This is a genomic window from Cupriavidus necator N-1, from assembly GCF_000219215.1.
In the GTDB taxonomy this organism is placed as follows: Bacteria; Pseudomonadota; Gammaproteobacteria; order Burkholderiales; family Burkholderiaceae; genus Cupriavidus; species Cupriavidus necator.
Window position 1 is genome coordinate 2,542,307 of the sequence record NC_015726.1, and the last position, 20,946, is coordinate 2,563,252.

General features: G+C 67.1%; 17 protein-coding genes and 1 tRNA gene. 8 read left to right on the forward strand and 10 right to left on the reverse strand.

The genetic code is table 11. The features are described from left to right. Positions 1-23 precede the first annotated feature (23 nt). Positions 24-1,028: an RluA family pseudouridine synthase gene (locus tag CNE_RS11990; RefSeq protein ID WP_013957380.1), complete on the reverse strand. Its 1,005-nt coding sequence runs from the start codon at positions 1,026-1,028 to the stop codon at positions 24-26. A 793-nt stretch (positions 1,029-1,821) separates the two neighbouring features. Here CNE_RS11990 and CNE_RS11995 point away from each other — a divergent pair. From CNE_RS11995 to CNE_RS12015, 5 genes are all read left to right on the forward strand, one after another. Continuing rightward, entirely contained in the window at positions 1,822-4,935 is a 3,114-nt protein-coding gene (locus CNE_RS11995; RefSeq protein WP_013957381.1) for an Rne/Rng family ribonuclease, read from the forward strand. Between the two features lie 219 nt (positions 4,936-5,154). Continuing rightward, positions 5,155-6,279, forward strand: coding sequence for a GTP 3',8-cyclase MoaA (gene moaA / locus CNE_RS12000; protein WP_041228017.1), 1,125 nt, complete (start codon positions 5,155-5,157; stop codon positions 6,277-6,279). Positions 6,280-6,299: 20 nt separating this feature from the next. Next, positions 6,300-6,899: a molybdenum cofactor guanylyltransferase MobA gene (mobA, locus tag CNE_RS12005; protein WP_013957383.1), complete on the forward strand. Its 600-nt coding sequence runs from the start codon at positions 6,300-6,302 to the stop codon at positions 6,897-6,899. 6 nt (positions 6,900-6,905) lie between these two features. Continuing rightward, on the forward strand, positions 6,906-8,195 hold the full coding sequence (gene moeA, locus CNE_RS12010) for a molybdopterin molybdotransferase MoeA (protein ID WP_013957384.1): 1,290 nt from the start codon (positions 6,906-6,908) through the stop codon (positions 8,193-8,195). A 194-nt stretch (positions 8,196-8,389) separates the two neighbouring features. After that, the gene (locus CNE_RS12015) at positions 8,390-8,671 is read left to right on the forward strand and encodes a hypothetical protein (RefSeq protein ID WP_010814663.1); all 282 of its coding nucleotides are present in this window, start codon (positions 8,390-8,392) and stop codon (positions 8,669-8,671) included. Between the two features lie 80 nt (positions 8,672-8,751). Here the strand turns inward: CNE_RS12015 and rmuC are convergent, their stop codons facing one another. The 6 genes from rmuC to CNE_RS12045 form a co-directional block, all read right to left on the reverse strand. Then, complete coding sequence (rmuC, locus tag CNE_RS12020; RefSeq protein ID WP_013957385.1) at positions 8,752-10,239, reverse strand: DNA recombination protein RmuC; 1,488 nt, start codon at positions 10,237-10,239, stop codon at positions 8,752-8,754. Between the two features lie 24 nt (positions 10,240-10,263). After that, entirely contained in the window at positions 10,264-11,259 is a 996-nt protein-coding gene (locus CNE_RS12025) for a 2-hydroxyacid dehydrogenase (RefSeq protein WP_013957386.1), read from the reverse strand. 4 nt (positions 11,260-11,263) lie between these two features. Continuing rightward, the gene (locus tag CNE_RS12030) at positions 11,264-12,688 is read right to left on the reverse strand and encodes a sodium:proton antiporter (RefSeq protein WP_013957387.1); all 1,425 of its coding nucleotides are present in this window, start codon (positions 12,686-12,688) and stop codon (positions 11,264-11,266) included. Between the two features lie 156 nt (positions 12,689-12,844). After that, complete coding sequence (locus CNE_RS12035) at positions 12,845-13,531, reverse strand: LutC/YkgG family protein (protein WP_013957388.1); 687 nt, start codon at positions 13,529-13,531, stop codon at positions 12,845-12,847. Positions 13,532-13,639: 108 nt separating this feature from the next. Further along, positions 13,640-14,818: a nicotinate phosphoribosyltransferase gene (gene pncB, locus CNE_RS12040; RefSeq protein ID WP_013957389.1), complete on the reverse strand. Its 1,179-nt coding sequence runs from the start codon at positions 14,816-14,818 to the stop codon at positions 13,640-13,642. A gap of 75 nt (positions 14,819-14,893) precedes the next feature. Further along, complete coding sequence (locus tag CNE_RS12045) at positions 14,894-15,466, reverse strand: hypothetical protein (RefSeq protein ID WP_013957390.1); 573 nt, start codon at positions 15,464-15,466, stop codon at positions 14,894-14,896. A gap of 315 nt (positions 15,467-15,781) precedes the next feature. Here CNE_RS12045 and fdxA point away from each other — a divergent pair, with 315 nt between their 5' ends. The 3 genes from fdxA to CNE_RS12060 all read left to right on the forward strand — a co-directional run bounded on the left by fdxA (position 15,782) and on the right by CNE_RS12060 (position 17,610). Next, positions 15,782-16,105, forward strand: a complete 324-nt coding sequence (fdxA, locus tag CNE_RS12050; RefSeq protein ID WP_010814656.1) for a ferredoxin FdxA — start codon at positions 15,782-15,784, stop codon at positions 16,103-16,105. Between the two features lie 77 nt (positions 16,106-16,182). Then, on the forward strand, positions 16,183-17,292 hold the full coding sequence (locus CNE_RS12055; RefSeq protein WP_013957391.1) for an NAD(P)/FAD-dependent oxidoreductase: 1,110 nt from the start codon (positions 16,183-16,185) through the stop codon (positions 17,290-17,292). A gap of 242 nt (positions 17,293-17,534) precedes the next feature. After that, positions 17,535-17,610, forward strand: a tRNA-Asn gene (locus tag CNE_RS12060). Between the two features lie 105 nt (positions 17,611-17,715). On the opposite strand, the gene CNE_RS12065 is transcribed toward CNE_RS12060, so the two are convergent. From CNE_RS12065 to CNE_RS12075, 3 genes are all read right to left on the reverse strand, one after another. Further along, positions 17,716-18,483, reverse strand: coding sequence for an IclR family transcriptional regulator (locus tag CNE_RS12065; RefSeq protein ID WP_013957392.1), 768 nt, complete (start codon positions 18,481-18,483; stop codon positions 17,716-17,718). Positions 18,484-18,552: 69 nt separating this feature from the next. Then, a complete protein-coding gene (locus CNE_RS12070) occupies positions 18,553-19,716 on the reverse strand; it encodes a CaiB/BaiF CoA transferase family protein (protein ID WP_013957393.1) in 1,164 nt (387 codons plus the stop codon). Positions 19,717-19,728: 12 nt separating this feature from the next. Continuing rightward, positions 19,729-20,895, reverse strand: coding sequence for an acyl-CoA dehydrogenase family protein (locus CNE_RS12075; RefSeq protein WP_013957394.1), 1,167 nt, complete (start codon positions 20,893-20,895; stop codon positions 19,729-19,731). Between the last annotated feature and the right edge of the window lie 51 nt (positions 20,896-20,946).

A 20,946-nucleotide genomic window follows, 5' to 3' on the forward strand; every position in this document is an offset into this window, starting at 1 on the left:
CTTGTGGCGTTTGATGCACTTTCCTACTCCGGGGCATGCAGTTCACGCAATTGTTGCAGGAATCCGACGCACTCGTCGGGCAGCGGCGCTTCCACCGCCAGCGGCTCGCCCGTGGCCGGGTGGATAAACACCAGCCGGTGGGCGTGCAGGAACATGCGTTTGAGGCCCGGCTTGGCACCGGAACGCGCCAGCGCCTTGTTCAGCGAGAAGTCGCCATATTTTTCGTCCCCGACAATCGGGAAGCCCGAGTGGGCCAGGTGAACGCGGATCTGGTGGGTACGGCCAGTCTTCAGCTCGGCCTCCAGCAGGGTGAAGCCCTGGAAGGCCTCGACCCGGTTGAACACGGTGTGCGAGGCCAGCCCGTCGGCCTGCACCCGCACCCGGCGCTCGCCGTCCGGCGTGCTGTACTTATATAGAGGCAGCTTCACATGCTGGCGCGCGTTCGGGAATTCGCCGGCCACGCAGGCGAAATAGCGCTTGTCCATCGCGCTGCCGCGAATCTGCTCGTGCAGGTGGACCAACGCCGAGCGCTTCTTGGCCAGCACCAGGATGCCGGAGGTCTCGCGATCGAGCCGGTGCACCAGTTCCAGGAACTTGGCCTGGGGCCGGGACCGGCGCAATTGCTCGATCACACCGAAGGCCACGCCCGAGCCGCCGTGCACGGCCACGCCGGCCGGCTTGTTGATCACCAGCAGCTGGGCGTCCTCAAACAGCACCGGGAATTCGCCCGCTGGCACATGCTGGGCATTGTCCGATTGCGCCGAATTCGCCACCCGCATTGGCGGAATGCGCACGACATCACCCGACTGCAGGCGATAAGTGGCATCGATCCGGCCCTTATTGACGCGAACTTCACCCGAACGCAGCACCCGGTAGATATGGCTCTTGGGCACGCCCTTGGCCACCTTCAGCAGGAAATTGTCAATGCGCTGACCTTCCGAGCCTTCGTCAATCGTGACATACGCCACCTGTGGGCTGGCCGGCGCAGCTTCGGCAGCCTTTTCAATTTGATGGCGTAACTCATTCATTTTCAATATAATTTCCTCGCTGTCCCGGCTTGTGGCCGGCAGCGCAAGACCTGTGTAAGCGATTGATCTTCGAGTTTTCTTGGATTTTTCGCATTCTACACTTGGGGTTGCCGCCAACCCCGCCCGTCTCCCGCAACTTTGCGTTCCGCCAAGCGCCAGACGGGCAAATGGCAGTAAAAAGCAGCACGCACGGTGCCGCCGGCATGCAGGAAGTCGCCCAAAGGAGGCTTCGGCGAGGCAGGCGGTGACGTGGGAACTGAGTGTTCAGGTAAAACAGAATTTAAAGGCGGATGCCACTGCCGGCATCCGCTTCGGTGAGAGAAGTCCTGCCCGCACCGGGAAACGGTGCCGGCCGGCAGGTTAGCCTGCCGCCTGACTGGAAATACCGGCGCCCGGTCGCAGAATTCCAAGAAGTAGTAGGTGCGCCCGCCAGGAGCAGTCAGGCAGCAACGGCAACCATGCCGTGTCCGAAAAATTTGCTCTTTGACGCGTCTAGGCCTTCCGCGGCCGGCCGCGATGCCGCCGGCGCCGGTTGCGCCGGCGTTCAGCATCGCCTCCGGCACGGGAACGCGCCGGATGTCTGCGCAAGAGCAGCCTCCGGTGTTCTCTCCTGCCCCGCGGACGTTACCCCGACGTCATCGCTCTCTTTCACCCGCGCCCAGCCGCTCGCCTATCCCGCGCAGCGGCGCTTTCCGGCAATTCTCGCGCCTCGCTCGCTCCCTCGCGTGCTCCATAGATCGCCGCGGACACCGCCCAGACGGTGCCACCCGCGACACTGGAGTGAGGTATTGCGATGAAACGCATGCTGTTCAACGCGACGCAACAGGAAGAATTGCGCGTCGCCATTGTCGACGGTCAGAAACTGATCGATATCGACATCGAGACTGCCGGGCGCGAACAGCGCAAGGGCAACATCTACAAGGGTGTCATCACCCGCATCGAACCCTCGCTGGAAGCCTGCTTCGTCAACTACGGCGAAGAGCGCCACGGCTTCCTGCCGTTCAAGGAAGTAGCCCGCGCCTTCTTCAAGGAAGGCATCGACGTGCGCAACGCGCGCATCCAGGATGCCCTGCATGAAGGCCAGGAACTGATCGTCCAGGTCGAGAAGGAAGAGCGCGGCAACAAGGGCGCGGCCCTGACCACCTTTATCTCGCTGGCCGGCCGCTACCTGGTGCTGATGCCCAACAACCCGCGCGGCGGCGGAGTGTCGCGCCGCATCGAGGGCGAGGACCGGCAGGAACTGCGTGAAACCATGGCGCAGCTGACCGTGCCGGAAGGCATGAGCATCATCGCCCGGACCGCCGGCATCGGCCGCTCGGCCGAGGAACTGCAGTGGGACCTGAACTACCTGCTGCAACTGTGGAAGGCCATCGACGGCGCCGCCGGCGACAACAAGGCTCCGCTGCTGATCTACCTGGAATCGAGCCTGGTCATCCGCGCCATCCGCGATTACTTCCAGCCGGATATCGGCGAGATCCTGATCGATACCGACGAGATCTACGAACAGGCCCGCGCCTTCATGAGCGTGGTGATGCCTGACAACATGAACCGCGTGAAGAAGTACCGGGACGACGTGCCGCTCTTCTCGCGCTTCCAGATCGAACACCAGATCGAGTCGGCCTACTCGCGCATGGTGATGCTGCCCTCTGGCGGCGCCATCGTGATCGACCACACCGAGGCGCTGGTCTCCGTGGACGTGAACTCGGCCCGCGCCACCAAGGGCGCCGACATCGAGGAAACCGCGCTGCGCACCAACCTCGAGGCCGCCGACGAGATCGCCCGCCAGCTGCGCCTGCGCGACCTGGGCGGCCTGATCGTGATCGACTTCATCGACATGGAGTCGGGCAAGGCCCAGAAGGACGTGGAAACGCGCCTGAAGGACGCGCTGCGCCACGACCGCGCGCGCGTGCAGATGGGCAAGATCAGCCGCTTCGGCCTGATGGAGCTGTCGCGCCAGCGCCTGCGTCCGTCGCTGTCGGAGGGCTCGCACATCACTTGCCCGCGCTGCAACGGCACCGGCCATATCCGCGATACCGAATCGTCCGCCCTGCAGGTGCTGCGCATCATTCAGGAAGAGGCGATGAAGGAAAACACCGCCGCCATCCACTGCCAGGTGCCGGTGGAGGTAGCCGCCTTCCTGCTGAACGAGAAGCGCCAGGAAATCAACCTGATCGAGCTGCGCTTCAAGGTCAATGTGCTGCTGATCCCCAACAAGCACCTGGAAACGCCGCACTACAAGCTGGAGCGCCTGCGCCACGACGACCCGCGCCTGGAAGAGAGCACCGCCAGCTACCGCATGGCCGAGGCTGCCGCCAAGGAACTGGAAGCCGACACCAGCTACAGCAGCCGCCGCAAGGAAGAAGCCAAGCCGCGCCAGGAAGCCGCGGTCAAGGGCATCACCCCGGAACAGCCGGCGCCGGTATCGGTGCCGCGCCCCGAGCGCGCGCCCAAGCCGGAAGCCCCGGTCGCCCCGCCCGTGCCGGCCACCCAGCCGGTGGTCAGCGGCGGCTTTATCGCCTGGCTGAAGGGCCTGTTCGGTGCCCGTCCGGCGACCCCGCCGGTGGTGGAGCCGGCCAAGCCGGCAGCTGCAACCGAGACCCGTAGCGCCGAAGGACGGCGCGAGCGCGGCCAGCGCGGCGAAGGCCGCGGCCAGCGTGGTGAGCGTGGCGACCGCGCCGAACGTGGTGAGCGCACGGAACGTGGTGAGCGTGGCGAGCGCCAGGGCCGTGGCCAGCGCGGCGACCGTGCCGAGCGCGCGGAACGTGGTGAGCGCCAGGGTGCCGAGCGCGGCGAGCAACGCGAGGGCCGTGGCGAACGCCAGGGCCGCCAGCCGCGCCAGCAAGGTGAAGGCCAGGCCACCCCGGCCCTGGCCCGCCAGGGCGAGGCCGTGCAAGCCGAGCGTGCCCAGGGCGAACGCGTGGAGGGCCGTCAGGAAGGCCGCCGCGACCGCAACCAGGAACGCCGCGAGCGCCAGCGTGAACGCCAGCGCGAACGCAGCGAACTGCGCGAAGCCGAAGCCGGTGAAGCACCGCAGCCGGAAGCCATCGCCGCCGCCCAGGCCCTGGGCGTGCTGCCCCAGGCCGTGACCGAAGAGACGCAAGCCGTCCGCGCCGAGCTGCCGGAAGGTGCCGAGAGCGCCGCCGAGACCGCTGAGGGCGAAGAGCGCCGTCGCCGCAACCGCCGTGGCCGCAACCGCTATCGCCGTGAGCGCGACGAGTCGGCGCAAGGTGCCCAGGGTGAAGGCGAAGGCGACGAAGAAGCCGCCGCTGCCGAAGGCGTTGCCCCGGTGCGCGCTGAAGCCGCCGTGCCGGCCGAGCCCGCACCGCAAGCTGCCGTGGCCGTGGCCGTGGCCGCCGCAGCCGAGGCCGTCGAAGCGATCCGCATCGCCGTGCCGGAAGACGTGGCGCCCGCGCCGGTCGCCGAGGCCGCCCCGCTGACCGCGCCGGCTGCCGAGCCCGTGCCCCAGCAAGCTGCCCCGGTAGCCGTTGCCGTCACAGAAGCCGTTGCCGCCGAAGCGATCGTCGAAACCACCGCAAGCGTGGCCGTCGAAGCGGCTCCGGTCGTGCCGGCACCTGCCGCTGCACCGGTCGCCGCCCCTGTGGCCGAAGCCGCACCGGCCGAGGTGTTCGCCCCAGCAGCCCCGGTGGTTGCTGCAGCGCCGGCCGCACCGGCGGCGTCGGCCACCCCGGCAGCACTGGAGAACCTGGAACCGATGCTGGCCACCGCCGGCCTGCAATGGGTCCATACCGACAGCGACAAGCTGCGTTCGGCCCAGGAAGCCGCCGCCCGCATGGCGCCCGCCCCGCGCGTGCAGCGCGAGCGCAAGGCGCTGCCGCCGCTGCCCCACGGCCCGATGATCCTGGTGGAAACCGGTGGCCGCGAAGTGGAGATGGCGTCGCAGCAGTAAGCATTGCCGCTGCACCGCAGCCAAAGCAAGAGGGGACGGCCACGCCGTCCCCTTTTTTCATGGGCAGCCGGCCGGATGAATCCCCGCCATCACCGGGGGATGCGGGTGCCCCGCCCCCGCCTCAGCTAGAATGGCAGCAGAAGGCATCCGGCCCTCGAGCGCCCCTGATTTGGCCACGCCGCCATGCCGCTCCCCGGACGCCGTGCCCACCCACAGGCCATGACCGAATCCGTCATTCCGATTTTCGACCTGCGCGACCATCGCTACCGCTCGATGACGCCCAGCATTCCCGGCAAGCTGGCTGCCCCCACCGGCCTGGTGGCAGACACCCGCGGCCGGCCGCTGCATGACCTGCGCATCTCGGTGACGGACCGCTGCAACTTCCGCTGCGTCTACTGCATGCCGAAGGAAGTCTTCGACAAGGACTACACCTTCCTGCCGCATTCCGAGTTGCTGAGCTTCGAGGAGATCGAGCGCACCGCGCGCCTGTTCGTCGCCCACGGCGTCGAGAAGATCCGCCTGACCGGCGGCGAGCCGCTGCTGCGCAAGAACATCGAGCACCTGGTGGAGATGCTGGCGAAGATCGAGACCGTCTCGGGCAAGCCGCTGGACCTGACGCTCACCACCAACGCCTCGCTACTGGCGCGCAAGGCGCGCGCGCTGCGCGACGCCGGACTGACGCGCGTCAGCGTCAGCCTGGACGCGATCGACGACGCCACCTTCCGCCGCATGAACGACGTGGACTTCGCCGTCGCCGACGTGCTGCACGGCATCGAGACCGCGCAGGCCGTGGGACTGGCGCCGATCAAGGTCAACATGGTGGTCAAGCACGGCACCAACGACCAGGAAATCGTGCCGATGGCGCGCCACTTCCGCCACAGCGGCATCATCCTGCGCTTTATCGAGTTCATGGACGTGGGCGCCAGCAACCACTGGCAGATGGATGAAGTGCTGCCGTCCGCCGAGGTGGTGAAGCGCATCGATGCGGAATTTCCGCTCGAACCGGTGCAGGCCAACTACTCCGGCGAAACCGCCGAACGCTGGCGCTACCGCGACGGCAGCGGCGAGATCGGCGTGATCTCCAGCGTCACCCACGCCTTCTGCGGCGACTGCAGCCGCATCCGGCTGTCCACCGAAGGCCGGCTCTACCTGTGCCTGTTCGCGACCGAGGGCTTCGACCTGCGCGCGCTGCTGCGCGGCGGCTACAGCGACCTGGAAATCTCCAATGCGATTGCGCAGGTGTGGCAGGGCCGCACCGACAATTATTCCGAGCAGCGCAGCGACCCGACGGTGCGCGCCAAGCGTGCCGAGCGCAAGATCGAGATGTCCTATATCGGCGGCTGACCCCGCCGCACACACAATCCATGATTGCACGCGACGACATCACCGGCCTGATCCTCGCAGGCGGCAGGGGCAGCCGCATGGGCGGCACCGACAAGGGCCTGCAGCCGCTGCACGGCACGCCGATGGCCATGCACACGATGATGCGCCTGACCCCCCAGGTGGGCGGGCTGATGATCAATGCCAACCGCAACCTGGCCGCCTATGAGTCCTTCGGCGTGCCGGTCTACACCGACTCCGTGCCCGACTTCGCCGGCCCGCTCGCGGGGATGCTGGCCGGCCTGGAGCAATGCGCCACGCCGTGGATGGTGACCGCGCCCTGCGATTCGCCGTTCCTGCCGACCGACCTGGTGGCACGCTTGGCGCAGGCGATCGAGACCGAAGGCGCGGACCTGGCGATCCCCGTCACGCTGGACCAGGACGGCCGGCGCCAGACCCAACCTGTGTTCTGCCTGATGCCGGTCAGTGCGCTCGACAGCCTGGTGGCTTATCTTTCCGGCGGCGGCCGCAAGATCGAGACCTGGGCCGCCTCGCACCGGCTGGCCGAAGTGCTGTTCGACGACGCCGCGGCCTTTGCCAATATCAACACCTTGGACGAACTGCGCACGCACGAAACGCGCTGAGCCACCATGCCCACCCTGCAATCCGTCATCTCCTGCCTTTCCGACTACGACCCCGCCGCCCTGCCGGTGGACCAGGCCAACCGCATCATCGGCGAGGTGGTCGAGCCGGTGCGCGGCGTCGAGCAGTTGCCGATCCGCAGCGCCCTGGACCGCGTGCTGGCCGAGGACATCGTATCGGCCATCGACGTGCCGGCGCATGACAACTCGGCGATGGACGGCTATGCCTTCCAGGGCGCCGCGCTGGCTGCCGCGCAGACCGCCACGGTCGAGCTGGAAGTCATCGGCAGCGCCTTCGCCGGAGGTGCCGGCGCGCTGGCGCCCACGGCGGCGCAGGCGGTGCGCATCATGACCGGCGCGGTGATGCCGGCCGGCTGCGACACCGTGGTGCCGCAGGAATTCGTGGAAGCCGTGGACGACGGCGCGCGCATCCGCTTTGCCGCCGACTGCGTGCGCACCGGCGACAACCGGCGCCTGCGCGGCGAAGACCTGGCGCTCGGCCAAGCCGCGCTGCAGGCCGGGCGCATCCTCCAACCCGCCGACCTGGGCCTGCTGGCCTCGCTGGGCGTGGCCGAGGTGCGCGTGCGCCGGCGCCTGCGCGTGGCGTTTTTCTCCACCGGCGACGAGCTGCGCTCGATCGGCGAGCCGCTCGATCCCGGCTGCGTCTACGACTCCAACCGCTACACGCTGCACGGCATGCTGCGCCGGATGAACGTCGACCTGCTCGACATGGGCGTGGTGCGCGACGACCCCGACGCGCTCGAAGCCGCCTTCCGCACCGCCTGCGAGACCGCCGACGCGGTCATCACCTCCGGTGGCGTCTCGGTCGGCGAGGCCGACTACACCAAGCAGATCATGGCGCGCCTGGGCGATGTCACGTTCTGGAAGATCGCGATGCGCCCGGGCCGGCCGATGGCCTTCGGCCGCATCAATTCCAACGGTCGCGACGCGCTGCTGTTCGGGCTGCCGGGCAACCCGGTGGCGGTGATGGTGACCTTCTACCACTTCGTGCGCGCCGCGCTGCAGCGGCTGATGGGCGCCAGCGTGGCACCGCTACCACTGCTGCGCGTGCGCAGCGCGCAAGCCATCCGCAAGAAGCCCGGCCGCACCGAGTACCAGCGCGGCATCCTGGCGCGCGCCGGCGACGGCCAGTGGGAAGTGCGCATTACCGGCCAGCAGGGCTCGGGCGTGCTGCGCTCGATGAGCGAGGCCAACTGCTTTATCGTGCTCGGCCACGAACAAGACTCGGTCAAGGCCGGCGATGCGGTCGAGGTGATGCTGTTCGACGGACTGGTCTAGCCGGACCGGCAGGAGCTGCACGCAAGCGCTTGCCACACGCCGGTAGCAATGTGTCGTTTTTGTGCCGCACATTTGCGGCCGTAGCACTGCCGGCACGGGGCTTTCGCCTGCCCCCGCCGACGGCGGGCTATGCTTGGCATCGACCAATCGCTACACTTGGCGCACGATTCAGAACCATTCGAGTATCCCCCGTCATGAATCAGGAGATCGCCTACCTCCACCCCGTCAAGACCGCCCGCGCGCTGGTGCTGGTCTACCTGTGCTTCTCGCTGCCGATCGTGTCGCTGGGCCTGTTTGTCACCTTCGTCCGCTACGGTGACCTGCCCGCCATCACGGTCTTCAGCGCAATCATCCTGAATGCGCTGATCGGCTTCGGCCTGCTGTGGCTGGCCTGCAAGGCCTACAACTGGGTGGCCGCCCGTTTCGGCGGCATTGAAGTCCACGTGCGCGAACTGGCGCCCGAAGACGAGCGCTGAGCCGCGCGCCGGCGCCCAGGCCGGCAGCAAATCCGGCAGCCCCCTTCGGGGGCTTGCCCTGAGCCTTCCCTGCCGCGCGTTCAGCCGCCGTTGTCTTCGGCGGCCTCCGGCGCGTCCGCCGCTTCTGCGGCATTGAGGCCAAGCACCTGCTGCGCGGCCTCGCCCGGCAGCGCTTCCACCGTGCGCAGCTTGCGCGCCATCTGGCGCGTGCGCACTTCAGCCTGCTCGATATTGCGCGCGGCGCGTTCCAGCGTATCGCGCGTCTTGGCCAGCACGTCGCCAAACTTGCCGAACTCGGTCTTGACCGCGCCCAGCACCTCCCACACCTCGCTTGAACGCTTTTCCAGCGCCAGCGTGCGGAAGCCCATCTGCAGGCTGTTCAGCAGCGCGGTCAGCGTGGTCGGCCCGGCCACGGTCACGCGGTAGTCGCGCTGCAGCAGGTCGGTCAGGCCCGGGCGCCGCAGCACTTCAGCATACAAACCCTCGGTCGGCAGGAACAGGATGGCGAAATCCGTGGTCTGGGGCGGCGACAGGTATTTCTCGGCGATGGTCTGGGCCTCGCGCCGCAGGGCCACTTCCAGTTCGCGGCCGAAAGCGAGCACGCCGTCCGGGTCGCCCCGCTCCTGCGCGTCCACCAGGCGCTCGTACTGTTCCTTGGGAAACTTGGCGTCGACCGGCAGCCAGACCGGCGCATTGTCGCCACCCGCCGCCTTGCCCGGCAGCCGGATGGCGAACTCCACCCGCGCGCCCGAGTTGCGCACGGTCTCGACATTCTTGCCGTACTGCTCCGGCGTCAGCATCTGCTCCAGCAGCATTTCCAGCTGGACTTCGCCCCAGGTGCCACGCGACTTCACATTGGTCAGCACCTTCTTCAGGTCGCCCACGCCCTGCGCCAGCACCTGCATCTCGCCCAGGCCGCGGTGCACCTGCTCGAGCCGGTCCGACACCAGCCGGAAGGATTCGCCCAGGCGCTGCTCCAGCGTGGCGTGCAGCTTCTCGTCGACGGTGCGGCGCATTTCCTCCAGCTTGGCGGCGTTGTTGGCCTCGATGTCCTGCAGCTTCTTCTCCAGCGTGGCGCGCACTTCGGCCAGGCGCCGCTCGTTGGCTTCGGACATCTGCGCCAGCTGCTGCTGCAGCCCGTCGCCGAAGCGGCGCAGCGTGCCGGCCTGCTCGTCGCGCGCCTGCTGGCCCTGCAGCATCATGTGCTGGCGCACCTGCTCGAGCTGCTGGGTATTGGTCTCGGTCAGCTTGGCCAGTTGCTGCGCGAAGGTGTCGATCTGGTTGTTCTGCAGCGTGGCGATGCCGGTCAGCTGCGACGACAGCGCCTGCTGGAAGCGCAGCATCTGCTGCGCCGACTCGTCGCGGTTGCCGCGCGCGGCCCCGGCCACTTCGGTGCGCACCTCGCGCTCCAGCCGCTCCATGCCGCGCGCGCTTTCCGCGCGCATGTCGGTCAGTTGCCGGCCAAGCTCGGCCCCCGGCGAGGCAGCCTGCTGGCGCAGCAGTACGATAACCAGCAGGGCGACCGCGAGCAGCGCCACGGCCAGCGTCAGGAACGGAATCAGGGTCATGCAGGAAACAGGTGGATGGCAGGCTTAGCGGCGCCGCGACATGACGTCGGGGTTGATCACGGTGGACGGATGGCCGGCCTGCGGGCCCTGGTCGAGCGCGGCGATCAGGTTGTCGGCGGCCAGCATCGCCATCGCACGGCGGGTCTTCTCGGACGCGCTGGCGATATGCGGCGTGAGCACGACGTTGGGCACCGTCAGCAGGTCCGGATGAACACCGGGCTCGCCCTCGAACACATCCAGGCCGGCGCCGAAGATGCGCTTGTCACGTAGCGCCTGCGCCAGCGCGGCGTCGTCGACGATGCCGCCGCGCGCCAGGTTCACCAGCGTCGCGGTCGGCTTCATCAGCGCCAACTCGGCCGCGCCGATGGCATGGTGGCTCTGCGGGCCATAGGGCAGCACCAGCAGCAGGTGGTCGGACTGGCGCAGCAGGTCTTCCTTGCTGACATAGCGCGCGTTGAGCGCGCGCTCGGTGTCCGCCGGCAGCTGGCTGCGGTTGTGGTACAGCACGCTCATGCCAAACCCGCTCGCGCGGCGCGCCAGCGCCTGGCCGATGCGGCCCATGCCGAGGATGCCCAGCGTGCTGCCGTACAGGTCCATGCCGACCAGCATGTCGTAGCTCCAGCGCTGCCACTTGCCGGCGCGCAGGTAGTGCTCGGCCTCGGTCACGCGGCGCGCGGTGGCCATCAGCAGGGCCCAGCCGAAGTCGGCGGTTGTTTCGGTCAGCACGTCCGGCGTATTGGTGGCGACGATGCCGGCGGCTGTCAGCGCCGGCACGTCCAGGTTGTTGTAGCCGACCGCCATATTGCACACCGCACGCAGCGCCGGCAGCCCGGCGACCACGTCGCCGTCGATGCGGTCGGCAGCGTTGGCCAGCACGCCGGCCTTGCCCGCCAGGCGCGCCTTCAGCGCGGCGGCGTCCAGCACCGCGTCCTGCTGGTTGTCGTCGACATCGAAATACTGCGCCAGGTGCGCAATGACTTCGGGATAGATGGCGCGGGTGACCAGGACAGACGGCTTCATGGCATCAAACTCGGAAGAAAAGGAAGGTCATGATGACGAACAGCGGCATCAGGAAGATGCCCGCGTACAGCATGTAGCCGAAGAAGCTCGGCATGCGCACGCCGCGGTTCTCGGCAATGGCTTTGACCATCAGGTTGGGAGCATTGCCGATATAGGTATTGGCGCCCATGAACACGGCCCCGGCCGAGATCGCGGCCAGCGTCGAGGCATCGCGCGTCATCAGCGTGGCCGCGTCGCCACCGGCGGTGTTGAAGAACACCAGGTAGGTCGGCGCGTTGTCCAGGAACGAGGACAGCAGACCGGTGGCCCAGAAGTACATGCTGTCGACCGGCTGGCCGTTGCTGTCGCTGACCGCGCGGATCACGCCGGAGAAGGCGCCGTCGGTGCCGGCCTTGAGCATGGCGATGACTGGAATGATGGTCAGGAAGATGCCGGCAAAGAGCTTGCCGACTTCCAGGATCGGCTCCCAGTTGAATTCATTGCCGGCGCGCGCCGTCTGCGGCGTCACCAGCAGCGACACTACCGCCACCACCACCAGGAGCGCATCGCGCACCGCGGCCTGCAGCGGCACCTCGGTGCCCAGGATGTCGAACGAGATGCCCGGCTTCCACAGCCCGCTCATCAGCACCAGGCCGATCACGGCCAGCAGCAGCACGAAGTTGAACTTCCCTTCGATGGCGATGCCGCCCGAGTCCGGCGTGGGGTCGCTGCGCGGCGGCAGTTCCTCTTCCTTGTTGTGGTAGTAGTGACGGTCGAGCAGGTAGAACAGCGCCAGCAGCACCACGCAAATAAAGACCGTCTCCGGGAAGATGTTGCGCATGGTCCAGAAGAAGTCCACGCCCTTCAGGAAGCCCAGGAACAGCGGCGGATCGCCCAGCGGCGTCAGCGAGCCGCCGGCATTGGCCACCAGGAAGATAAAGAACACCACCACGTGCGCCACGTGGCGGCGGTTGTCATTGGCACGCAGCAGCGGCCGGATCAGCAGCATGGCCGCGCCGGTGGTGCCCATGAAGCTGGCCAGCAGCGTGCCCAGCGCCAGGATGCCGGTATTGAGCCCGGGCGTGCCGTGCAGGTTGCCGCGCACGCAGATGCCACCGGCCACGATATACAGCGAGGCGATCAGAACGATGAACGGGATGTACTCCGCCAGCAGCGCGTGCACCGCGCTGGCCACAGCCGCATGGGTGCCGAACGCTGCCGCGAACGGCAGCAGGAACAGCAACCCCCAGCCCGCGGCGATCTTGCCATAGTGGTGGTGCCAGAACTTGGGCGCAACCAGCGGCCACACCGCGATCGACAGCAGGATGCCGGCGAACGGCAGCCCCCACAGCGAGGACAGCGACGCCCCGTCAAGGTCCGCGGCATGGCCGACGGCGGGAAAGGCGGCCAGCGCGGCCAGCAGCGGCAACAGCACGGAGGCACGTCGCATCAGGCAGAATCTCCTCGGGAATGCAGCATTCATTGGCGCACCGCCCGCACGAAGCCGCGGCACGCAGGCAAGCCTGCAAGTGTAATTCATGCACCTCTTGCGCAGGCCTTGCTGCATCAGCGGCGCATCGCATTCCGTGCGGCGCAAGCCGCGGCTTCAGGCCTCGTCGACCAGGATCACATGCACGCGGTATGGGCCATGGGCGCCGAGCACGATGGTCTGCTCGATATCGCCCGTGCGGGAAGGCCCGCTGATGATATTGGTGGCGCGCGGCAGTTCGCCGCGCTCGCTGCGCACCAGCGCAAAGGCGTCTTCCAGGCCGGCGACAATGCGCGAGCGCGGCACCACCGCCACGTGGGTCTCGGGCAGCAGCGCGGCCGAGGCAAAGGTGGCCGGGCCCGACAGCAGCATCAGCGAGCCGGTCTCGGCAATCGCGCAGAAGCAGCCGGTAATGCCGACCAGGTCGCCATGATCGTGGTCGGCCTCGACCTCGCGCACCGGCGGGCGGCATTCCACCGCCAGCCCCGCGGCCTGCCACGGCAGCGGGCCCAGCGCGTCCCACGCCACGGCACGGTGGACCAGGTTCAGGCTGTCGAGGAAGCGCGCGGTGGCGGCGGGCACCTCGTCCATCGTCGCCACGCGGTCCACGGTCGAGGCCATGCGCTGCGCCTGGGCCAGGAAGGCCTCGGCCAGGTCGGCCGCCACCGCCGGGCGCGGGCCCTGCGGGTGGCGCGACAGGTAGTCGGCCACGGCCTCGCGCTCACCCGCGCTCGGCCGGGTCGGCCTGCCCTGGGCAGCACGGATGCGGGCAAAGATGCGGTCGCGGGCGTCGTTGGTTTCCATAAGGACTGGCTGGGGGTCGCAAAGCGCGGCGAACGCGCGATGCGCCGATTATAGTGGCGCCCGCCGCGTGCAAAGCATGCGATGGCGGGCGCAAGGTGTTGAATTTTGCTACGCCGCGGGCTGAACCGAGTACACCTGGCGCAGGTAGGACAGGTAGCCGGGATCGTCGCACATGGTCTTTTCCGGCGTGTCCGACAGCTTGGCCACCGGCTGCCCGTTGCAGCGCACCATCTTGATCACGATCTGCAGCGGGGTATAGCCGAGGTCGTTGGTCAGGTTGGTGCCGACGCCAAAGGCCAGCCGGCAGCGGCCATGGAAGCGCTCGTACAGTTCGATCACGCGCGGGATGTCGAGACTGTCGCTGAAGATCAGCGTCTTGGTGCGCGGGTCGACGCGGTTGGCGGCATAGTGGGCGACCATGCGCTCGCCCCACAGCATCGGGTCGCCGGAATCATGGCGCACGCCGTCGAAGAGCTTGCAGAAATACAGGTCGAAGTCGCGCAGGAAGGCATCGAAGCCGTAGGTATCCGACAGCGCGATGCCCAGGTCGCCGCGGTACTCGCGCGCCCAGCGCTCCAGCGCGTACACCTGCGAATCGCGCAGCCGTGGGCCCAGGGCCTGGCAGGCCTGCAGGTATTCATGCGCCATCGTGCCCAGCGGCACCATATTGTGCAGGCGGGCAAAGTGGACGTTGCTGGTGCCGGCCAGTTGCGGTCCCAGCAGGCGCCGCATGGTCAGCAGCACTTCTTCCTGCCATTCGCGCGAAAAGCGCCGGCGCGTGCCGTAGTCGGCGATCACGCAATCGGCCAACTCGGGCGTCTTCAGCAAGGCCAGCTTGTGGTCCAGCCGGCGGCGGCCTTCGGCCAGGTCGGGCCTGGGCTGGGTGCGGCGGAAATAGACCTCGTTGACGATGGCCAGGACCGGCACTTCGAACAGGATGGTATGCAGCCACGGGCCGATGATCGAGATCTCGATCTCGCCGTTGCCCTGCGGGGACGGCCGCACCGAGACATATTTCTCGTTCAGGTGGAACAGGCCGAGGAAGTCGACGAAATCGCTCTTGATAAAGCGCAGGCCGCGCAGGTAGGCGAGCTCGTCGTCGGTGAAGCGCAGTTGGCACAGGTGTGCCAGCTCGGTGCGGATCTCATCGATATAGGGCGTCAGGTCGACGCCCGCGTTGCGGCACTTGAAGCGGTATTCCACTTGCGCCTGCGGGAACTGATGCAGCACCACCTGCATCATCGTGAATTTGTACAGGTCGGTGTCGAGCAGGGACGGGATGATCATAGCGGGCCAGACGGCGATGCCGGGTCAGTACATCATGCTAACCGAAGTCTGGCCGCGCCCGGCCACTCTTGCCGCTCAACCACCATCGAGAAAGGGCTGTGGCTGCCGCGGCGCCTCCCTGCCCTTTACCTTGCCCTGCAGGCACCACAGCTGGCGGCCGTCTGTGCCGGGGCACGACACCAGCGTGGCGGCGGCGCGCGGCACCCGCTGCGGCAGCGGCTCGGCAAAGGCGCCGTCGCCGGCCATGATGCGCTCGGTGTAGACCTGCGCCCCGGCGCGCTCGAAGCGCAGCACCTGCACCCGGTCGCCCGGCTGCGGCTGCAGCTGCGGCCCGCACGGCATCAGGCCGGCCCGGCCGCAATGGGCGATGGCGTCGCCCGCGGGCGAATCGGTCACGCTGAAGTGGTCCCAGTCGAACCCGGTCAGCGCCGGCAGCGCGACCGGCGCGTCAGTGCGCGCGCGCCACGCCACCAGGCGCGATACCACGCTGTCGGCCATGCCCGGCGACTGGACCAGGGTCTGGGCGGCAACGGACCCGATGGGCGCCAGAAATGCCGTCAGCAGCACAGCAATGGGCGCGAAGGTCCGGCACATCGCGGCACTGCGCCGCAGGCTGGCATGGCTGGCAAGGCAAAGCTGGCGTGGCATACGGGTCTCCCGGCACGGATGCAAGTGACTGCTGGCGGCCTTCATCATGCCCGCTGGCGGGCCGACATGCCAGCAGGCCGCCATGCGTTAAATCAAAACCACATAAAGAAATAAGAAAACTATCTGATCCGGCTATATAGACCCGCTATTCTTGCCAGAAGCCTCGGCTACAATATCGCTTTCCGAAAGGCCTCGGCCGGCGCTCGTCCAGCCCATGCTGCCATGCGGCACCATGCGGTAGAAGCGGCGCGTCCGCCGGCAAGAAGCGGCCCCACAGTTTCCCATTAAAAGCCGACCTGTTTTCTTGGAACCGAAATGACTCACGTTGTCACCGAATCCTGCATCCGTTGCCGCTACACAGACTGCGTTGACGTGTGTCCGGTCGATTGTTTCCGCGAAGGCCCCAACTTCCTGGCTATCGACCCGGATGAGTGCATCGACTGCGCCGTGTGCGTGGCCGAATGCCCGGTGAACGCCATTTACGCCGAGGAAGACGTGCCGGGCGACCAGCAGCAGTTCATCGACCTGAACGCAGAACTGGCCCGCAACTGGCCCTCCATCACCAAGACCAAGGCCCCGCTGGCCGAGGCCGAGGAATGGAAGGACGCCACTGACAAGCTGCAATACCTGCAGCGCTGACAGAACAAGAAAGCCGTCCCCACGCGCTTTCCGCAATACCGGGCACAAGCGGCCCACGCAAACGTATCAGGACGAATATGGACTTGAGCATTCCAAATCCCGTCGCCGACACGACCAAGCAGGTCGACGGCGGCAGCCCGGCAGGCGGCCAGCCACAGGAAATCGATGCGCTGATCGTCGGTGCCGGCCCGGTGGGCCTATTCCAGGTCTTTGAACTGGGCCTGCTCGAAATCAAGGCACATGTCATCGATTCCCTGAAGGTGGTCGGCGGCCAGTGCGTGGAACTCTATCCGGACAAGCCCATCTACGACATCCCGGCCGTGCCCATCTGCACCGGCCAGGAACTGACCGACAACCTGCTCAAGCAGATCGAGCCGTTCGAGCCCACCTTCCACCTGGGCCAGGAAGTCGCCGTCGTTGAGCGCCGCGAAGACGGCCGCTTCTTCGTCGAGACCTCGCTCGGAACCCGCTTCATCACCAAGACCATCTTCATCGCCGCCGGCGTGGGTTCGTTCCAGCCGCGCACGCTGAAGGTCGAGGGCCTCGACAAGTTCGACGGCAAGCAACTGTTCTACCGCGTCAAGGACCCGAGCCGCTTCCATGGCCGCAACCTGGTGATCGTCGGCGGCGGTGATTCGGCGCTGGACTGGACGCTGGACCTGGTCGGCAAGGCCGAGTCGGTGGTGATGATCCACCGCCGCGACGGCTTCCGCGCCGCGCCCGCCTCGGTCGCCAAGATGAAGGAACTGTGCGAGCAGCTGGAAATGCAGTTCGTGGTCGGCCAGATCGGCGGCTATGAAGAGAAGGACGGCGTGCTCACCGAGATCAAGGTGACCGGCGCCGACGGCGTGACCCGCCGCATGCCGGTGGATGACCTGCTGGTGTTCTTCGGCCTGTCGCCCAAGCTGGGCCCGATCGCCGAGTGGGGCCTGGACCTGGAGCGCAAGCAGATCAAGGTGGACACCGAGAAATTCGAGACCAATATCCCGGGCATCTTCGCAGTGGGCGACATCAACACCTACCCCGGCAAGAAGAAGCTGATCCTGTCGGGCTTCCACGAGGCCGCGCTGGCCGCGTTCGGTGCCGCGCCGTATATCTTCCCCGAGAAGAAAATCCACATGCAGTACACCACCACCTCGCCGAAGCTGCACAAGATCCTCGGCGTGGATTCGCCGGTATTCGACTGAGCCGAGCGAGTGCCGCAGAAAAAAACCGCCGCAAGGCGGTTTTTTTCTGGCACAAAGCAAAAACCGTAGCTATAATGCGGCCTCGCTGTTCGGCACGACGGCACGAAGCCAGCAGAGATGCCCTTCGCACCGTACGGCAGGCAGCAAGCCGGAAGCTTCCAGACACCTTCTGACAAGAACAAAATGTCGAAAAGGTGTTGACGAAGAAAAGAGAAACTGGCTATAATTTCTTTCTCAGCTGTTCCCCGATAGCTCAGTCGGTAGAGCGACGGACTGTTAATCCGCAGGTCCCTGGTTCGAGCCCAGGTCGGGGAGCCAACCGATACGGAAGCCCGGTGCAAACGCACCGGGCTTTTTCGTTTTGGGCTCCGGCGCAAAGCGTCACGGCAGACCGGCTGCCGCAACGCCCTCCTCTGTTCTACCTCATCCCTGCAGCGAAGCGCTGGCAACCTTCAGTGCCGCGACGATGGCCTCCGCATTAACCTCGACCCGATGCAGCGGTCCCGCCACCGACAGGCCATAGGTCACGCCACCCATCGTTACCGGCATGGCGATGGCCCCCAGGTCCGGGAACGACTCACCGAAATTCGGATACCAACCCTGCTTCTGCCAGGCCTGCATCATCGCTTCCAGTTCCTGCGCCGAACCGATGGTGCGCGGCGTGCGCGCGGCGAACGACAGGCCTGAGAGCAGCTCGCCGCGCGCGCTGGCCGTCATTGCGCCCAGGATGGCGCGGCCGATCGAATTGACATGCGCGTCGCGCAGCTCGCCCGGCGCGGCGATATAGCGCACCGGATTGGCGGATTCGCGCGCCTCCAGGTACAGCACGCGCCCGTCGTCCTGCAGCTTGCCGAAGATCACGGTCTCGCCGGTGGTGTCGCGCAGCGATTCCAGCACCGGCTGCACGCGCTCCAGCAGCGGGTCGTTGCGCGCGATGCGCTGGGCGATATCGAGCAGCCGGCGCGTCGGGTAGTAGCCCTGGCGGCGTCCGGTCTCGTACAGGTAGCCCAGCGAGGCCAGCGTGCGGATCAGCCCCAGGCAGCTCGACATCGGCGCGCCCAGCAGCCTGGCCAGCTCGGTCAGCGTCAGCGAGCGCCCTTCGCGCGCATAGATCTCCATGATCTCGATCACGCGCAGCGCCGTCTTGACGCTGGCGTAGCCGGACTTCTCCGCTGCTTCGTTTTCTGCCATCGTAGGCTTCCTCGACTTCAGTATCTGTTGGCCGGGATTGTACGCGGCGGAGTCGACCGGCATGGCGCGTCAGCCGCCCTCCGCGCCGCCTGGCCCGGGCAACGCCTGCGGCCAGCTGCGGATATTGCCGGGCGTGCGCGAGAAGCGCGTCGGGATGCCGACCCCGCGCAGGCGCCCTTCGCTGGGATGGTCGTATTCGAACATCATGCCGGTGGCGCGCAGGTGCGGATCGTCGGCCAGGCTGTCGAAATGCGGCACTTCGCTGTGCGGGATATCGGCGTCGCGCAGCAGGTCCAGCCATTCGGCCGTGGTGCGCTGCGCGACGATTTCGGCCAGCGTGGCGTAGAGCGCGTCGATATTGGCGCTGCGCGCCGCCGGGGTGGCATAGCGCCGATCGTGCGCCAGTTCCGCATGGCCTGACACATCGAAAAAACGCAGCCATTGGGCGCTGGTATAGGGCAGCAGCGCAACATGGCCGTCGCGCGTGCGATAGGGCTTGCGGTGCGCCGACATTACGCGCGGATAGCCGGCCGGCCCGAGCGGCGGGATGAAGGTCTGCCCGGCCAATTGCTCGGTGGCGAGGAAGGACACCAGCGTCTCGAACATCGGCACCTCGATGGCCTGGCCCTGGCCGGAGCGCTCGCGCTCGTACAGCGCCATCGGGATCGCGTAAGCGACGGTCAGCCCGGCCACCTTGTCGGCCAGGATTGTATTGACGTACTGCGGACCGTCGTTTGAATTGGCACCCTGGAATTGCGCCATGCCGCTGCGCGCCTGGATGATGTCGTCGAATGCCGGCGCGCCCGCGTAGGGACCCTCCTCCGAATAGCCGTAGGCGCCGCAGTAGATCAGCCGCGGATGGTCCGCGCGCAGCGACGCATAGTCCAGCCCAAGCTTGCGCAGCGACTGCGGCCGCACGTTGGAGACAAAGACATCGGCCGTGGCGATCAGGGCTTTCAGCGCGGCGAGGTCGTCGGGCTGCTTCACGTCCAGCACCACGAACTGCTTGTTGCGGTTCAGGTTCAGGAAGCTGGCGCCCATGGCTGCGTGCCGCGCCGGCTCGGCATGGCGGAACACATCGCCGGCGGGCGGCTCGACCTTTATGACTTCGGCGCCCATGTCGCCGAGGATCTGCGTGGCATACGGCCCCATCGCGACCGAGGTCATGTCGATCACGCGGATGCCGGCCAGCGGCCCGGTGGCCGCGCTCGCCTGCGCTTGCTCTGCTTGCATCGTCGCTCCCGCTCAGTACGACTTGGGCAAACCCAGCACGCGCTCGGCGATAAAGCACATGATCAGCTGCGGGCTGACCGGCGCGATGCGCGGGATATAGGACTCGCGCAGCAGCCGCTCGACGCGGTACTCGCGCGAGTAGCCCATGCCGCCCAGCGTCAGGATCGCGGTCTGGCACGCGTTATGGCCGGCCTCGGCGGCGAGGTACTTCGCCGTGTTGGCCTCGGCGCCGCAGGACTGGCCTGCGTCATAGCGCGCGGCGGCCTTGAGCATCATCAGGTTGGCCGATTCCAGCTGCATCCAGGCCTGCGCCAGCGGATGCTGCACACCCTGGTTCATGCCGATGGGGCGGCCGAACACCACGCGCTCCTTGGCGTACTGCGTGGCGATGGCCAGCGCCGCGCGGCCCAGGCCGATGGCCTCGGCGGCGATCAGGATGCGCTCCGGGTTCAGGCCGTGCAGGATGTATTCGAAGCCCCTGCCCTCTTCGCCAATGCGGTCTTCCTCCGGGATGAACAGGTCGTCGATAAACAGCATGTTGGTATCGACGGCGGCGCGGCCCATCTTGTCGATCTCGCGGATCTCGATCTTGCTGCGGTCGACTTTGGTGTAGAACAGCGACAGCCCTTCGGTCGACTTCTTCACCGACTCCAGCGGCGTGGTGCGCGCCAGCAGCAGCATGCGGTCGGCCACCTGCGCGGTCGAGATCCAGATCTTGCGCCCGCTCACCGAATAGCCACCCGGCACCTTGCGCGCAAACGTCTTGAGCTTGGTGGTGTCCAGCCCCGCGTCGGGCTCGGTCACGCCGAAGCAGGCCTTCTCCTGGCCGGCGATCAGCGGCGGCAGGAAGCGGCTCTTCTGTTCGTCAGTACCGAACACCACCACCGGGTTCAGGCCGAACACGTTCATATGCACCGCCGAGGCGCCGGTCATGCCCGCGCCCGACTGCGAGATGGTCTGCATCACCAGCGCCGCTTCCAGGATGCCTAGGCCCGCGCCGCCGAACGCCTCGGGCATCGCCACGCCCAGCCAGCCGCCTTCGCACAGCGTCTTGTAGAACTCGTGCGGATAGGTGCCGGACTTGTCCAGGCGGTCCCAGTACTCCATGTCGAACTGCGTGCAGACCTGCTGCACGGCCTCGACGATGGATGCCTGGTCTTCGGAGAGGTCGAAATTCATAGCGTTACCTGCCTGATGTCGTTGTCTTGTTCGTTGCCTGATGGTTGCCTG

Coding starts and splice junctions, on each gene's coding strand:
- CNE_RS12065 (WP_013957392.1), bottom strand. CDS start 18,483: ATGGCAGAAAACGAAGCAGCGGAGAAGTCCGGCTACGCCAGCGTCAAG.
- pncB (WP_013957389.1), bottom strand. CDS start 14,818: ATGATCATCCCGTCCCTGCTCGACACCGACCTGTACAAATTCACGATG.
- moeA (WP_013957384.1), top strand. CDS start 6,906: ATGCCCACCCTGCAATCCGTCATCTCCTGCCTTTCCGACTACGACCCC.
- CNE_RS12035 (WP_013957388.1), bottom strand. CDS start 13,531: ATGGAAACCAACGACGCCCGCGACCGCATCTTTGCCCGCATCCGTGCT.
- CNE_RS12075 (WP_013957394.1), bottom strand. CDS start 20,895: ATGAATTTCGACCTCTCCGAAGACCAGGCATCCATCGTCGAGGCCGTG.
- rmuC (WP_013957385.1), bottom strand. CDS start 10,239: ATGACCCTGATTCCGTTCCTGACGCTGGCCGTGGCGCTGCTCGCGGTC.
- CNE_RS12055 (WP_013957391.1), top strand. CDS start 16,183: ATGGACTTGAGCATTCCAAATCCCGTCGCCGACACGACCAAGCAGGTC.
- CNE_RS12070 (WP_013957393.1), bottom strand. CDS start 19,716: ATGCAAGCAGAGCAAGCGCAGGCGAGCGCGGCCACCGGGCCGCTGGCC.
- CNE_RS12015 (WP_010814663.1), top strand. CDS start 8,390: ATGAATCAGGAGATCGCCTACCTCCACCCCGTCAAGACCGCCCGCGCG.
- CNE_RS12045 (WP_013957390.1), bottom strand. CDS start 15,466: ATGCCACGCCAGCTTTGCCTTGCCAGCCATGCCAGCCTGCGGCGCAGT.
- CNE_RS11995 (WP_013957381.1), top strand. CDS start 1,822: ATGAAACGCATGCTGTTCAACGCGACGCAACAGGAAGAATTGCGCGTC.
- moaA (WP_041228017.1), top strand. CDS start 5,155: ATGACCGAATCCGTCATTCCGATTTTCGACCTGCGCGACCATCGCTAC.
- mobA (WP_013957383.1), top strand. CDS start 6,300: ATGATTGCACGCGACGACATCACCGGCCTGATCCTCGCAGGCGGCAGG.
- CNE_RS12030 (WP_013957387.1), bottom strand. CDS start 12,688: ATGCGACGTGCCTCCGTGCTGTTGCCGCTGCTGGCCGCGCTGGCCGCC.
- fdxA (WP_010814656.1), top strand. CDS start 15,782: ATGACTCACGTTGTCACCGAATCCTGCATCCGTTGCCGCTACACAGAC.
- CNE_RS11990 (WP_013957380.1), bottom strand. CDS start 1,028: ATGAATGAGTTACGCCATCAAATTGAAAAGGCTGCCGAAGCTGCGCCG.
- CNE_RS12025 (WP_013957386.1), bottom strand. CDS start 11,259: ATGAAGCCGTCTGTCCTGGTCACCCGCGCCATCTATCCCGAAGTCATT.